Source organism: Streptococcus xiaochunlingii, from assembly GCF_006385805.1.
GTDB classification, from domain to species: domain Bacteria; phylum Bacillota; class Bacilli; order Lactobacillales; family Streptococcaceae; genus Streptococcus; species Streptococcus xiaochunlingii.
The window spans coordinates 1,192,597-1,206,684 of record NZ_VFSG01000001.1 but is presented as its reverse complement, the minus strand read 5'-3'; the positions used below and the strand labels follow the sequence as shown (position 1 = coordinate 1,206,684).

Here is a 14,088-nt window from a genome sequence, read left to right as displayed (position 1 = left end):
CACTGTTTCTTTACTTCTTATATTATACGTGATAAAATAGTATTTGTCTAAAGACCTTTGATCTCTGAAGGAGGGTGTCATGGTGAGAAAATTATCTGTTGAAGAAGTTGCAAGAAGACGGACTTTATTGTTTGGGGTTCTTGCCGTCATTTTTGGGATCCTCATTTTTCGAAACGGTGTTGGTTTCACAAAATTTTCCTTGGATCTATTAGCCATTTACTTTTTAGTTGATGGACTAGGAAGCTTTCTTCTTCGCTTTTTGTTACGTAGCAAGTCTATTTCCTATAGCCACTCTATTTGGTTTATTTTTCTTTCACTTGCGTTGATCTGGTTGAATCGACTGAGTAGTCTGCCCGTAAACTTAGTTGTGATTTGTTTAGGGGCATATCAGTTGGGGAGTGCCATTGCCTATGGGATCACATTTTGGCTTTATAAGGCCAATCGGGTAAAAGGAGGCTGGCTCTATTTATGGGATGCGCTTTTAAACGGTGGGATTGGTCTAGCAACTGTCTTGGAACCTGGTTCAGATGGGCACTTCCAATTTATCCTCTTGGGGGCTTATCTGGTCTTGTTGGGGATTTCTAATATTCGAGATGGTATTTTATTTGACAAAGACCAACAAGGCCAAGAGTTAAAACGTCGCTTTCGTATTAGCCTACCGGTTATCTTTGCAGCCTTTATCCCTGCTAAGGAGTTAAAACGGTTTAACCAGTTTCTTCAAAAAGGGAGCTCGGCGGGACACACAGGCCCTTATCGATTGGTGAAAAAAGAAGAAGAGGCAAGGGAATTAGAAATTTTGGTTCATACTTCTGACAGCAACTTATTTGGAGCGATTGGGCATGTAGATATTTGTTATCAGGGGAAGGTCATTTCTTACGGAAGTTACGATCCCTTTTCAGAGCGTCTATTTGGGACGATTGGGGATGGCGTACTGTTTAAAGTGGATAAGGAACCATACATCGAACTATGTAAAAAAGAGAGTCAAAAGACGCTGTTTGGCTACAGCCTATCCCTTACCGAAGAAGAGAATCAGGCAGTAGAGAAGCGTCTAGCTGAAATTGATCAGTTGTTAGAACCTTGGGATCCACCTAGTAGGTTACTGGAAGACGGTCAGCCGACCTACGCTTACAAATTGAAATATGATTTAGGGGCTGAGCTATATAAATTTACTTCTTCGCGTTTTAAATCTTACTTTGTTCTGTCTACGAATTGCTGCCTGTTAGCAGATTCCATTGTGGGACAGGCGGGAACGGCTGTATTAGATGTGCGTGGAGTGATTGCACCAGGGACCTATCAGGATTACTTAGAATACGAATTTGAAGCTCCAAACGGGCGGGTCCATACACGAACAGTATATTAAGTAAAGAAAGACAGATTCAAAATTTTGAGAAATCTGTCTTTTTTGCACAAGATTTCTTGTAAAAAAAAAGAAAATCTTTTAAAATATAAAAGACTTGGAGGAATTATGTGCATAAATAAGATTAGTAGTATTTCACCCGTATTAAAAACAAACAATCGAAATGTCAATCAAGAATTTTTTGAAAAGGTCTTAGGAATGAAAACCCTGTTGGAAGATGGGGCTTTATTATCCCTTGGGGATCAATCGAAGACAGATCGCCTCTATTTAGAGGAATCCCCTAGTATGAGAACCCGTAAGGTTGAGGGGCCAAAACGCCTGGCTTGCTTAAAGATTCGCGTGACCAACCCACAAGAAATTGAGTGGCTTCTGGCTCGTGGTCATCAAGTTGATCGCCTCTTCAGAGGGGAAAATGGCTATGCCTTTGAAGCTCTTTCGCCAGAAGGAGATCGTATCTTGCTCCATGCGGAAGAGCAAGTGGACAGTTTAACTGAAATTGAGGAAGTTCCAGATTTTCAAGCGAATGAAGAGTTTACAACCTTGAAGGAGTTTTTCGTAGAAAAGATGGTGCTTCGTGTGCCTAATGTAGAGACTTCTACAGCTTTCTATCAACAACTACCTGGCTTGGAAGAGTATTTAGAGTTAGAAGCATCAGATGGTCCGGACCTCACACTAGCAAATGGACAGACTTGGGACCTTTGTCAGGTCAAGGTCATTCTGGAGCCATTTGTAGCAAGTGAAGTGGCCTCCTGCTTTGGAGATCAGGTGACCTTTGTACCAAAAAGGCAACAATTTGTCTTGGTTGAGGATCCAAGCAAGATTGAATGGTGGTTCGAAGCTTAAGCAAGTCTTTGGCTGATTGAAATGAGTGAAGAAAAATGGAAATAATCATCCAAAAAATTCAAGAGCAAATAGGAGCAGGCATCTACCCAGGTGCCTCTCTTGCGCTCTATCAGAAGGGAAGCTGGCAGGAGTATTACTTGGGACTGGCTGATCCAGCCAAGCAAGAGCCAGTTATTGCCGGCTTGACCTATGATTTGGCCAGTGTGAGTAAGGTCGTCGGAGTTGGAACGGTTCTTGCTTTTCTGGTCCGACAAGGGCAAATTGATATCGATCGTCCCTTAGCTTCCTACTATCCGGATATGGAGCAAGCAGAGGTGACCATCCGTCAGCTTTTAACCCATACTTCTGGGCTGGATCCTTTCATCCCTAGACGAGATGACTTGGATGCTGAGGGCTTAAAAGAAGCCCTGCACCGTTTGAAGCTCAAGGACAATCGCCAGTTCCACTATACAGATGTCAATTTTCTTTTGTTGGGCTTTCTTCTGGAGAAGTGGTATGGTCAGGATTTGGCCCAGATTTTTCAGGAGCAAGTCTTTGCACCTTGGCAAATGAAGGAGACTACTTTTGGCCCGGTTTCTCAAGCGGTGCCAACCCTTCGTGGCGTTCCAGCTGGTGTCGTCCATGATCCGAAAGCGCGTGTACTGGGAGTCCATGCCGGAAGTGCAGGTCTGTTTTCAACCATTAAAGATATGGAAATTTTCCTGGAGCATTACTTACAGGATCCTTTTGCAGAGATTTTATCGCAGAACTATGCTTTAGAAAAAGGGAAGATGCGCTCTCTGGCCTGGAATCTGGAAGGAGACTGGTTGGACCATACAGGTTATACAGGAACCTTCCTTCTCTATAATCGCAAGCTCCAATTGGCAGCTATTTTCCTATCCAATCGGACCTATGAAAAAGATGAGCGGGCCCAATGGATCCTAGATCGGAATCAACTCATGGAGCTCATCAAAAGAGAAATGGAAGGAACCGGAAAAAATCCTTCCTAAGACGGAGAAAGAAGCGTGGTTTAGCCATCGCTTTTTTTCTTTTTTTATATTAAAATGGAAGGAGAGAAGATTGTATCTAGCAATCTATAGCAGAAAAGAATGAAGATAACTGAGAGACATATGACTAGATCGATAGGTGTCGGACAAGCACATAGCAAGATTATTTTAATAGGAGAGCATGCGGTTGTTTATGGCTATCCAGCCATTGCCTTGCCCCTCCTTAACATTCAGGTCACTTGTCAGATTGTACCTGCGGAGCGTCCGTGGGTCCTTTTTGAGAATGATAGCTTATCTATGGCCGTTTACGCTTCTTTAGAGCATTTGGGGATTGAGGAGGCGGCTATCGCTTGCCGGATTGACTCCATGATTCCGTCCCAGCGGGGGATGGGGTCCTCGGCTGCTGTCAGTATTGCGGCAATTCGAGCAGTCTTTGATTACTTTGGGCGAGATTTGAGTCAAGAGACTTTGGAAATCTTGGTTAATCGAGCGGAAATGATTGCCCATGTGAATCCAAGTGGGCTGGATGCCAAGACCTGTCTCAGCGATCAGCCGATTAAATTCATTCGAAATGTCGGCTTCAGTGAATTAGAGGTTAATTTGGGTGCCAAGCTGGTCATTGCAGATACAGGTATCCATGGCCATACCAAAGAAGCCATTCAGAAGGTCAAGGAGTTGGGAACAGCAGCCCTCGCTAGTTTCCATGAAATTGGACTTCTAACTGAGTACGCAGAAAAAGCTCTTGCTCAAAAAGATGCTTTCACCTTGGGACGCATCTTAACAGACTGCCATCATCATTTGCAAGCAGTGGGAGTGAGTTGTCCAGAAGCGGATCAATTGGTGGAACTAGCCTTAGGGAGTGGAGCCTTGGGAGCCAAGATGAGTGGTGGTGGGCTCGGTGGCTGTATCATTGCCCTTGCTGCAGACCAGGAACAAGCAGAGATGATCGCAAAAGAACTAAGAAATAAAGGAGTGGAGGAGTTATGGATCGAAAACCTGTAAGCGTGAAATCGTATGCCAATATCGCCATTATTAAGTATTGGGGCAAGGAAAACAGTGAAGCAATGGTGCCATCAACTAGTTCCATTTCCTTGACCTTGGAAAATATGTATACGGAGACTCGACTTAGTCCTTTGGGGCCTGAAGCCAAGTCCCATGCCTTCTTTATTGATGGGGTCTTCCAGAATGAAGCGGAGCAGGCCAAGATTGGAGCAGTCATCGACCGTTTTAAACCAGAAGGGGAGACAGGCTTTGTGCGGGTTGATACCAGCAACAATATGCCGACAGCTGCAGGACTTTCTTCTAGTTCTAGTGGTCTATCTGCCTTGGTAAAAGCCTGCAATCGCTATTACCAACTGGGAATGACGCAGGCAGAACAAGCTCAAGCGGCTAAGTTTGCCTCCGGTTCGTCTTCTCGTTCCTTCTTTGGCCCCTTAGCTGCTTGGGACAAGGATACTGGGGAAATTTACCAGGTGGAAACGGACCTCAAACTGGCTATGATCATGCTAGTGTTAAACGACCAACAAAAAATTCTTTCTAGTCGGGAAGGGATGAAACGGTGCACGGAAACCTCTAGCAATTTCCAAGAATGGATCCGCCAGTCAGCCCGGGATTACCAAGATATGCTGGGTTACCTGAAGGACAATGATTTTGAAAAAGTAGGGGAATTGACCGAACGGAATGCTCTTCTCATGCATTCTACAACCAAGACTGCAAGTCCAGCCTTTTCCTATTTGACGGATAAGAGCTACGAGGCCATGGAGTTCGTGCGCTCTCTTCGTGAAGAAGGGAAACGTTGCTACTTCACCATGGATGCAGGTCCGAATGTGAAGGTTCTCTGTCTAGAAGAGGATCTGGACCAATTGGTTCCACTTTTTGAACAAGACTACCGTATCATTGTTTCCAAGACCAAGGATCTATCCCATGAAGAATAAGAAAGCAGTTCAAGCAGGTGGGAAGCTGTATATCGCTGGGGAATATTCTATCCTAACACCGGGACAAACAGCCATTATTCAGTTTATTCCCATTTACATGCAGGCAGATATCCAACCAGCATCTACTTATCGGATTCAGTCGGACATGTTTTCCTTTGCGGTTGATTTGACTCCGCAGGCGGACTATGCCCTGATCCAAGAAACCGTGAATCTGATGAACGCCTACCTCCAGTCACAAGGAGTGGCACTTGCTCCCTTTGATTTAAGTATTGGGGGGAAATTTGAGCGAGAGGATAAGAAATTCGGAATTGGCTCTAGTGGTAGTGTGGTCTTGTTGACCCTTAAAGCCATGGCGGCTCTTTATGATTTTCCCCTGTCAGCAGACTTGCTCTTTCGTTTAGCCTGTCTGGTCTTGATTCGACGTGGAGACAATGGCTCTATGGGAGACCTGGCTTGTATTGCCTATGAAAGCTTGGTCAGCTACCGCTCTTTTGACCGACGGGCGCTGGCTGAGCAATTACAAGATCAGGATTTAAACCAGGTCTTAGCCCTGGATTGGGGATATGAAATCCAGCCTCTTTCCCCTCAGTTGCCCTATACTTTTTTAGTAGGCTGGACCCAGGAACCCGCTATTTCAAGAGACTTGATTAACCAGGTTCGTTCAGCTATTGATCATGTCTTCTTAGAGGGGACGGAGCAGGCTGTACAAGACCTCTTAGTGGCCTTTCAAGAGGCAGACCGAGACTTAGCCTGCTCTTCTATCAGTCGGGCCAGTGACTTACTTCGATCTCTCAATGAGGTGATTTATACCAAAAAACTGGCCCAATTAAAGAGGGCAGAAGAGGGACTAGCGGTTATTGCAAAATCCAGTGGCGCTGGAGGAGGAGATTGTGGGATTGCCCTCGCATTTGAGGAGGCTGCTGCCCAAGAAATCGTCAGACGCTGGCAAGAAGTAGGGATTGATTTATTATATTCAGAAAGGATGGGAGAGTATGACGGCCAACCGAAAGGATGAACATATTCGCTTAGCCTTGGAGCAAACTCCGGGTTACAATAGCTTTGATGAGGTTGAGTTGATTCATTCCTCTTTACCAACTATCGATTTAGATGAGGTGGATTTGAAGACCCATTTTGCGGGTCGTGACTGGGACTACCCTTTTTATATCAATGCCATGACAGGTGGTAGTGCCAAGGGGGGAGAAATCAATCGGAAGTTAGCCCAGGTGGCAGAAGCCTGCGGCATTCTCTTTGTGACGGGTTCCTATAGTGCAGCTTTAAAAGATCCCCAGGACAGCTCCTATCGAGTCAAGGCCCTTTATCCGGATCTTCTCTTTGCGACCAATATCGGGATTGACAAACCGCTTGAACTGGGCTTGCAGACGATTGAGGAGACCCAGCCCCTCTTTCTCCAACTCCATGTCAATCTCATGCAGGAGCTTCTCATGCCCGAAGGGGAACGAAGCTTTAGAAACTGGCAAGACCATTTAGCAGACTATGCAAAGCAACTACCTGTGCCGTTGGTGCTAAAAGAGGTCGGTTTTGGTATGGATGCCGGAACTATCCAAAGAGCCATCGAATTAGGTGTCAGGACCGTTGATATCTCTGGTAGAGGCGGGACCAGTTTTGCCTATATCGAAAACCGTCGGGGAGGCAATCGTTCCTATCTCAATGACTGGGGACAAACAACAGTCCAAGCCCTGCTTGGGGCTCAACCACTGATGGATCAGGTCGAGGTTCTCGCCTCTGGTGGCGTTCGTCATCCCTTGGATATGATCAAGGCACTGGTTCTAGGAGCCAAGGGGGTCGGTCTTTCTCGGACCATTTTAGAATTGGTAGAGACACAGCCGATTGAAGAGGTCATCGCCCAAGTCAATGCTTGGAAAGAGGATTTACGCCTGATCATGTGTGCTCTTTCTTGTCAGACACTTGCCGATTTGAGAAAGGTTCCCTATCTTCTTTATGGTCGTGTAAAAGAAGGATATGAACAAATCCTCTCCATCCATGATTAACTTGAAGAAACTAACAAAAATCCCTCCGTGTACACGGAAGGATTTTTTACTTGCTTTGACGAATGTTCTCTAATATAGCTTGGGCTTTTTCCAGGTTAAAGGGTTTGTCTTCTAGCAGGGCTTGGACCACCGGAGCTACCTCTGACGGACTAGCGCCAGCAAGTAGGGCAAGTGACTTAGCTTGGAGTTTCATATGCCCATGCTGAATACCGGTGCTGACCAAGGCCTTAAGCGCTGCAAAGTTTTGAGCCAGGCCAACGGAAACAATAATCCGCGCAAGAGTTTGGGCATCGGGATTTCCAAGTAGGTCATGAGCCACTTGAACACTTGGATTGAGTCCGATGGAGCCTCCCTTGGTAGCGATAGGCATGGGAAGGGTCAGCTGACCTTCTAGGACTTGCTGATCTGGATGAGCTATCCAACTAGATAGTCCTTGAGCTTGTCCAGATCGACTAGCATAGGTATGGCCACCTGCTTCAATCGCCCGCCAGTCATTCCCAGTTGCCAAGACGACAGCATCGATACCATTGAAAATTCCCTTGTTGTGAGTCGCTGCTCGATAAGGATCAACAGCTGCCAATTGACTGGCCAGAGCTATTTTCTGAGCGATTTCGGCCGCTTCCTTGGGATCGCAACTGAGGAAGCGGTAGTCTATGTGACAGCTTGCCGTGACCAGGGCATCTGTCGCTAGGTTGGACAGAATAGCCATTAAGCCCTGCCCCTCGGATAAATCTTCTAAAGGGTTGACCAGGGCTTCTAGCATGGTGTTGAGCATATTAGCCCCCATGGCCTCTTTTGGATCGACAGATAGGTAGCAAATGAGAAAGTCACCTTTCACCTCTGTCCAGAGATCTCGTGCCCCACCTCCCCGTTTAACGATGGAAGGATAGGCTTGATTGGCCAGTTGGAGCAGTTCTTCTTTAGCTTCTGTAATCGCCTGACTGGCCTCTTCTTTATGGCTAACCTCATATAGAGCCACTTGACCGATCATTTGACGCTTGTGAACCTGGGTCTGAAACCCACCTGAGCGCTTGATTAGTCCAGCAGCGTAAGAAGCAGCAGCGATGACAGAAGGTTCTTCCGTCACCATTGGGACCTGGGTTTCCTGACCATCTACCTGGAAGCCAGGAGCTAGTCCAAAGGGTAAAGCCAAGGTGCCAAGGACGTTTTCGACCATTTCATTGGCAAGAGAAAGGGGCAATGTTTCATTGTCCCTTACTGTCTGTAGACCTTCTTCTGAAAGGAGTCCGGCCTGAGCTAGTTTCTCGATGCGCTCTGCTGGACTTACTTTTGAAAAACCAGTTAATTTAACCATGGTGTTCTACCTTTACATAGGTTCGTTGGTGTTCGTTGATTTCTGATAAGGCATAGGTTTGATCTTGGTAGCCTTGGAAGGTTTGATTGCCTTCAGCATCTAATTGTGCCTCTTCGAAGAAGATCTTCTCATATTCGTCAATCGTAAGAGCTTTTCGCTGATCCAATTCTGCCATACGGTTTGGATGGAGCATTTGCTCAAATCCTTTGACCAAGTGAGCACTAAAAATCTCAGCGACTGCGCCACTTCCATATCCATAGAGGGCGATACGGTCGTCAGCCACTAATTGAGGCTGATTCTCTAAGAGAGAAAGCAAACCTAGGAAGAGAGAACCCGTATAGATATTCCCAACCTTTTGGCTGTAGAGAATGGATTGTTCAAAATTGTATTGCAATTGGGCTTGTTTCTCAGGAGAAAGACTCTTGTCAAGAATCTTTTTTAAGCCCTTGAGGGCGAGTTTGGGATAAGGTAAGTGGAAGCAGACCGCCGCAAAATCATCCAAGGTTAAGCCAGTCCGTTTTTGATACTCTGTCCAAGTTGTTTTCAGGCAATCCAAGTACTGTTGGGTCGAATAAATCCCATTGACAAAGGGTGTACTGGAGTAGTTAGGACGCCAGAAATCCATGACGTCACGGGTCTGAGCTACATTATCATCATTAAAGGCTAGGATACGTGGGTTCTGCGTCACTAGCATAGCGACAGATCCAGCTCCTTGAGTCGGTTCTCCAGGAGTGTCGATCCCATATTTTGCAATATCGCTGGCAATGACCAAGACCTTGCTCTGTGGGAACTTTTCAACATGAAGTTTAGCATAGTCCAAAGCGGCCGTTGCAGCATAGCAGGCTTCCTTCATTTCAAAGCTCCGAGCAAAGGGTTGGATTCCTAGGAGACCGTGAACGAAAACAGCAGCAGCCTTACTCTGGTCAATTCCTGACTCGGTCGCCAGGATGACCATATCGATTTCTTCTTTTTCTTCTTCGGTTAAAATACTATGGCTGGCACTTGCTCCAAGTGTGACGATATCCTCTGTAATAGGGGCAATACTCAGTTCTTTCAATAAGAGCCCTTTACTGAGTTTTTCTGGATCAGTATTTCGAGCAGCCGCTAGGTCACTTAAGCGCAAGACATACTGGCTGGTCGCAAATCCAATCTTATCAATACCGATTGTCATAAATAACCTCTTTTAATTTGATATCTACTAGTATATTTCGTTACTATTTTACCATATTTGAGAGCAAAACTCCCTTGAAAAAGCCAGAACAGAATGGAAATCATTCTTAGGACCGAGTTGGGCAAGGGGATTTTTTGAAAAAAAGAGGACGAAAAACAAAAGAGAGTGGGACAGAAATCGGTAATTCGTTAGAATTCGATTTCGTCGTCCCACCTCCGCACAGTTGAGTAGGGCTGTAAAAGCTGATGAAATCAGCGTAGTAGAGCCCACTCAACCACTGCATCTTGCTCGACAATCCAAAAACAATTGAGAGGCTAGGACTTTTGTCCCAGCCTTTTCAACTCTTATGCTTGCTTATCTTTCTTAGGGTTACTCATAACCCGTATGAAGAGTTCTTTGCATTTGTCTCTTAGAACTTTTTCGTAGAAGACGAGTATAGCGATGTCCGCAATCAGAAAGATCAAAGTCAGATAGAACAAGTCAAATGAACTGCGGGCATAGTAAGTCGCTGATAGATAGGAGGAGAAGGCTCCTAGAATCACCCAAGGAAGATACTTGATATACTTGTTTACCATCATACAGTACCTCACATACTTTAAAGGATTTGTTTTTTCACTATCATTGTACTCCTTTTAAACAAAAATGCAAGCGATTACATAGATAAGTTTTGAAAAACCAATGCTAGTTGGCATTGGTCATTTTTCTTTTTTGATGGCGTTGGTAAGAATGGTAGAGTTTCAAGACGACAGACCCGCTAGCCATCCCGATAGAGATAACCAAGGCCAGAATAACAACTAGGGTCACACTGGTCACGGCTTGCTGATATTGGCCACTAACAAAGAAGGAGGTGGTCCGATAGGAAATATATCCAGGAACCAAAGGAGCGAGAATAGCTAGCATAAAGACAACGACAGGCGTCTTGTAGATGATACTTAAAATTTGACTGATACAAGAACCGACAATGGCGGCGATAAAAGTCGCAATGATAACATTGGTAGGTCCTTTCAAGATATAGTAGAGCAACCAAATAGCCATCCCTAAAATTCCTCCAGGGAGTAGCATGGAACGTTGCACGTTGAGGACGATTAAAAAGGTAATGATGGCAATCAAACTCGCCACGGCTTGGATTAAAAATTCGATTAGATTCATGATTCTATTTCATAAGGACAAGAGCGACGGTCGTTCCGGCACCAAGGGCAAGAGTAATGAGCAGGGTCTCAAAGAGTTTACTCATCCCAGAGTTGAGGTGGTTGTTCATCAGATCCCTGACGGCATTGGTCATGGCAATCCCAGGAACGAAAGGCATGACACAACCAGCAATTATGAGATCGGTATTGGAAGGAAAACCACTATAGCGGGCCCAAATATGGGCTAAAAATCCAAAGACAAAGGCTGCCGCAAAAGCAGTGGCAAAAGGGATGCGCACGTATTTCTCAACGACTAGAGAGAAAGCATAGGCAAAGACGGTCGCAATACCTGCTCCTATCGCATCATAAAAATTCCCGCCAAACATAATGGAGAAAAAAGGAGCACTTAGAGTAGCCGCAATGGTTAACTGTGGATTGGTATAAGGCACTGCCTTCTGCTTCAATTGGATCAAGGCTTGGTAGGCTTCTTCGAGATTGATGTGCCCAGAGACTAATTGGCGAGAAATCTGATTGACATCACAGACCTTCTCGATATTGTAATTGGTCCGCAGGATCCGCTTCATCCGCGTGATATTGGCATTTTCGATTGAAAAGAAAATAGCGACTGGCATCGCTAAGGCATTGCAATCATCGATTCCTTGAGAATGAGCAATCCGGATCATGGTATCCTCCACCCGATGGATTTCAGAACCACTCTCTAAAAGGAGGGTTCCTGCCAACATGAGGACATCAATCACGCGGTCCATATCTTTAGACGCTTCCATTGTTCTTCCTGTTCTGTTAATAGATTGCTTCCATTATATCAAAATTTCACTGATTTGTACTAGTGTTACCACGGATTTAGTCAAGACAGGACAAGAAAAAACCAGCCGTTTCCGACTGGTTTGAAAAATCTATTTGAATCTTAGCTCAATGCATCATCCATAGAAAGAACTTCGTGGAAGACACGTTGTGTCAATTCAGTTTTTTGTTCTGGAGTGAGGTATTTAGTGTTTACACAGTATCCAGAGATACGAACGATAACGTCTTCACCGCTCATGATCTTTTCGTAAACGTCTGACAAGTCCATAACGTTCAAGTTAACGTGTTGTCCACCGTTTTCGAAGTATCCATCAAGGATAGTTACCAAGTTGTCTACTTGTTCGTCACGAGTTTTACCAAGAGCACGAGGTGACACTTGAGTAGTGAGTGAGATACCGTCAGCTGCGTAACCAAAGTCAAGGCTAGCAAGTGAGTTCAAGTTTTGCAACCATCCACCTTTAGCTTTGTTAGATGGGTTAGCACCTGGTGAGAAGAATTCCAATTTGCTTGTGTTCACAGAACCATCTTCGTTGAGGTATACCCCTTTGTGGACTGGTGAGTTACCAGTTTGTTTAGAGTAAGCAACGTTAGAAGTGATAGTCAAAAGTGAAACTGTAGCTTCTGCATTCTTGTAAAGTTTGTGGCTGCGAAGACGAGTAGTGTAAGCTTCGATCAACCATTCTGCCAATTCGTTAGAACGTGGGTCATCTTCACCCCAACGTGGGTATTCACCGATTGTTTCGTAATCGTAGATGTAGCCATCTTCGTCACGGATTGGTTTAACAGTAGCGTATTTGATTGCTGACAAAGTATCAACAGTGTTAGCGAATCCACAGATACCGAATCCCATGTTAGCGCGTTGGTGAGTTGGCAAGAAGGCCATTTGAACAGCTTCGTAGTTGTACTTATCAGTCATGTAGTGGATGATGTTCAAAGCATCTACGTAAGTGTCAGTCAACCAGTCAAGTGATTTTTCGAAGTTTGCTTTAACAGATTCGAATTCAAGAACTTCGTCACGGATAGGATCGATGTCAAATACTTTGTAGTCTTTATGAACGTCGTCGTAACCACCGTTCAAACCAGTAAGAAGAGCTTTAAGAACGTTTACACGAGCACCAAAGTATTGGATGTTGTGGCGTTGTTCTTCGTTTTCTGGGTCAAGTGGAGATACACAACATGAGATACAGCTCATTTCACCGTATCCGTCTTTAGCCATAGTAGTTACACCTTCGTATTGGATAGAAGAGTGTTTGTGGCTCATGTGCATACAGTAGCGACGGAAGCTGTATGGTAATTTGTCAGTCCAAAGAACTGTCAAGTTTGGTTCTGGAGAGTTACCGATGTTGTCCAACGTGTTCAAGAAACGGAAGTCCATCTTCGTAACACGGTGACGTCCGTCGTTACCCATACCAGCCATAGAAGTTGTGATGAAGGTTGGGTCACCTGAGTACAATTGGTCGTAAGCTTTTGTACGAGCAAATTTAACAGTACGCAATTTCATAACGAAATCGTCAACGAATTCTTGGATTTCAGATTCAGTGTAAGTACCACGAGCCAAGTCACGTTCAGCGTAGATATCCAAAACGATTGGCACACGTCCAAGAGAAGTAGCAGCACCGTTGATCACACGGCAGACAGCCATGAAGGCGATGTTTGTCCATTGGATTGCTTCTTTTGTATCGAAGGCAGGACGACGTACGTCTACACCATAAAGGTCACCCAATTTAACAACTTCTTGAAGTGCTTGGTATTGAAGGTTTACTTCTTCACGAAGACGGATTGATTCTTCATCGATTTCAGTAATCGCGTTCCAGTCGTTTGCTTTTTCAGCCATCAAGTAGTCAGCTCCGTAAAGGGCCAAACGAGCATAAACCCCGATGATACGTCCACGTGAGTATGCATCTGGAAGACCAGTTACTGTGTGAGCGTGACGTGCACGACGGATGTTTGTAGTATAAGCACGGAAGATACCGTCGTTAACTGTTGTTACATATTTAGTGAAGATTTCATGCACAGCTGGATCTGGCTCATATCCATTTTCTTTCAAAGTAGTTTCCGCCATACGGATACCACCACGAGGCATGAAGTTCAATTTGAACAATTCATCGTTTTGGATACCGAAGATCACTTCGTTTTCTTTGTCGATGTATCCAGCTGCGATATCAGCGATAGAAGTTGGACGAGTATCGTATGGGAAACGAGTTTCTTCGTAGTGTGCTTTTGTTTCTTCAACAATCTTCTTGATGTGAAGTGAACGTTCTGTTGGGCCAGCTAGGAAGCTTTCGTCTCCATCATATGGAGTGTAGTTAGCTTGTACAAAGCGTGAGACACTGGCTCTTTCTTTCCAGTCTTCACCTTGGAAGCCTTCCCAGGCTTTGTCAAAAATGTCTTGTGCTTCAACAACTGTTTTAACAACCATGTTTAAATCCTCTTTTGTCTTTCTAGCAACAAATCTGTTGCACTTACAATAGTAGTATACCATATGGAAATCGGTTTCACAAAGGGAATAGCAAAAAGATTTTGG

13 protein-coding genes are annotated in these 14,088 nt (G+C 44.9%); 7 read left to right on the top strand and 6 right to left on the bottom strand.

Features of this window, described 5'->3' with window-relative positions; translation table 11 throughout:
- Window positions 1-79 precede the first annotated feature (79 nt).
- From FJR71_RS06150 to fni, 7 genes are all read left to right on the top strand, one after another.
- On the top strand, window positions 80-1,360 hold the full coding sequence (locus tag FJR71_RS06150; protein WP_140814339.1) for a DUF308 domain-containing protein: 1,281 nt from the start codon (window positions 80-82) through the stop codon (window positions 1,358-1,360).
- A 105-nt stretch (window positions 1,361-1,465) separates the two neighbouring features.
- Window positions 1,466-2,200: a CppA N-terminal domain-containing protein gene (locus FJR71_RS06145; RefSeq protein ID WP_140814338.1), complete on the top strand. Its 735-nt coding sequence runs from the start codon at window positions 1,466-1,468 to the stop codon at window positions 2,198-2,200.
- 35 nt (window positions 2,201-2,235) lie between these two features.
- A complete protein-coding gene (locus FJR71_RS06140; RefSeq protein ID WP_140814337.1) occupies window positions 2,236-3,189 on the top strand; it encodes a serine hydrolase domain-containing protein in 954 nt (317 codons plus the stop codon).
- A 120-nt stretch (window positions 3,190-3,309) separates the two neighbouring features.
- Window positions 3,310-4,188 carry a mevalonate kinase gene (gene mvk, locus FJR71_RS06135; RefSeq protein WP_125334968.1) on the top strand — a complete coding sequence of 293 codons (879 nt, stop codon included), beginning with the start codon at window positions 3,310-3,312 and terminating at the stop codon, window positions 4,186-4,188.
- Complete coding sequence (gene mvaD / locus FJR71_RS06130) at window positions 4,170-5,120, top strand: diphosphomevalonate decarboxylase (protein ID WP_140814336.1); 951 nt, start codon at window positions 4,170-4,172, stop codon at window positions 5,118-5,120. Before mvk ends, mvaD begins: the two co-directional genes overlap by 19 nt.
- Window positions 5,110-6,135, top strand: coding sequence for a phosphomevalonate kinase (locus FJR71_RS06125; RefSeq protein ID WP_140814335.1), 1,026 nt, complete (start codon window positions 5,110-5,112; stop codon window positions 6,133-6,135). Before mvaD ends, FJR71_RS06125 begins: the two co-directional genes overlap by 11 nt.
- Window positions 6,113-7,129, top strand: coding sequence for a type 2 isopentenyl-diphosphate Delta-isomerase (fni, locus tag FJR71_RS06120; protein ID WP_140814334.1), 1,017 nt, complete (start codon window positions 6,113-6,115; stop codon window positions 7,127-7,129). The genes FJR71_RS06125 and fni overlap by 23 nt, the downstream gene beginning before the upstream one ends.
- Window positions 7,130-7,175: 46 nt before the next feature.
- On the opposite strand, the gene FJR71_RS06115 is transcribed toward fni, so the two are convergent.
- The 6 genes from FJR71_RS06115 to pflB all read right to left on the bottom strand — a co-directional run bounded on the left by FJR71_RS06115 (window position 7,176) and on the right by pflB (window position 13,983).
- Window positions 7,176-8,444 carry a hydroxymethylglutaryl-CoA reductase, degradative gene (locus FJR71_RS06115; RefSeq protein ID WP_140814333.1) on the bottom strand — a complete coding sequence of 423 codons (1,269 nt, stop codon included), beginning with the start codon at window positions 8,442-8,444 and terminating at the stop codon, window positions 7,176-7,178.
- The gene (locus tag FJR71_RS06110) at window positions 8,437-9,615 is read right to left on the bottom strand and encodes a hydroxymethylglutaryl-CoA synthase (protein WP_140814332.1); all 1,179 of its coding nucleotides are present in this window, start codon (window positions 9,613-9,615) and stop codon (window positions 8,437-8,439) included. The genes FJR71_RS06115 and FJR71_RS06110 overlap by 8 nt, the downstream gene beginning before the upstream one ends.
- Window positions 9,616-9,959: 344 nt before the next feature.
- The gene (locus tag FJR71_RS06100) at window positions 9,960-10,190 is read right to left on the bottom strand and encodes a hypothetical protein (protein WP_048688394.1); all 231 of its coding nucleotides are present in this window, start codon (window positions 10,188-10,190) and stop codon (window positions 9,960-9,962) included.
- Between the two features lie 106 nt (window positions 10,191-10,296).
- Window positions 10,297-10,764 (bottom strand): threonine/serine exporter family protein, encoded by a 468-nt coding sequence (locus tag FJR71_RS06095; RefSeq protein WP_048688397.1) that lies wholly within the window; start codon window positions 10,762-10,764, stop codon window positions 10,297-10,299.
- 4 nt (window positions 10,765-10,768) lie between these two features.
- Window positions 10,769-11,527 carry a threonine/serine exporter family protein gene (locus FJR71_RS06090; protein ID WP_125329214.1) on the bottom strand — a complete coding sequence of 253 codons (759 nt, stop codon included), beginning with the start codon at window positions 11,525-11,527 and terminating at the stop codon, window positions 10,769-10,771.
- Between the two features lie 140 nt (window positions 11,528-11,667).
- Window positions 11,668-13,983, bottom strand: a complete 2,316-nt coding sequence (gene pflB, locus FJR71_RS06085; RefSeq protein WP_048688403.1) for a formate C-acetyltransferase — start codon at window positions 13,981-13,983, stop codon at window positions 11,668-11,670.
- Between the last annotated feature and the right edge of the window lie 105 nt (window positions 13,984-14,088).

Excerpts from the sequence above, each read along its gene's own strand:
- FJR71_RS06150 (WP_140814339.1), top strand. The coding sequence starts at position 80 with ATGGTGAGAAAATTATCTGTTGAAGAAGTTGCAAGAAGACGGACTTTA.
- FJR71_RS06145 (WP_140814338.1), top strand. The coding sequence starts at position 1,466 with ATGTGCATAAATAAGATTAGTAGTATTTCACCCGTATTAAAAACAAAC.
- FJR71_RS06140 (WP_140814337.1), top strand. The coding sequence starts at position 2,236 with ATGGAAATAATCATCCAAAAAATTCAAGAGCAAATAGGAGCAGGCATC.
- mvk (WP_125334968.1), top strand. The coding sequence starts at position 3,310 with ATGACTAGATCGATAGGTGTCGGACAAGCACATAGCAAGATTATTTTA.
- mvaD (WP_140814336.1), top strand. The coding sequence starts at position 4,170 with ATGGATCGAAAACCTGTAAGCGTGAAATCGTATGCCAATATCGCCATT.
- FJR71_RS06125 (WP_140814335.1), top strand. The coding sequence starts at position 5,110 with ATGAAGAATAAGAAAGCAGTTCAAGCAGGTGGGAAGCTGTATATCGCT.
- fni (WP_140814334.1), top strand. The coding sequence starts at position 6,113 with ATGACGGCCAACCGAAAGGATGAACATATTCGCTTAGCCTTGGAGCAA.
- FJR71_RS06115 (WP_140814333.1), bottom strand. The coding sequence starts at position 8,444 with ATGGTTAAATTAACTGGTTTTTCAAAAGTAAGTCCAGCAGAGCGCATC.
- FJR71_RS06110 (WP_140814332.1), bottom strand. The coding sequence starts at position 9,615 with ATGACAATCGGTATTGATAAGATTGGATTTGCGACCAGCCAGTATGTC.
- FJR71_RS06100 (WP_048688394.1), bottom strand. The coding sequence starts at position 10,190 with ATGGTAAACAAGTATATCAAGTATCTTCCTTGGGTGATTCTAGGAGCC.
- FJR71_RS06095 (WP_048688397.1), bottom strand. The coding sequence starts at position 10,764 with ATGAATCTAATCGAATTTTTAATCCAAGCCGTGGCGAGTTTGATTGCC.
- FJR71_RS06090 (WP_125329214.1), bottom strand. The coding sequence starts at position 11,527 with ATGGAAGCGTCTAAAGATATGGACCGCGTGATTGATGTCCTCATGTTG.
- pflB (WP_048688403.1), bottom strand. The coding sequence starts at position 13,983 with ATGGTTGTTAAAACAGTTGTTGAAGCACAAGACATTTTTGACAAAGCC.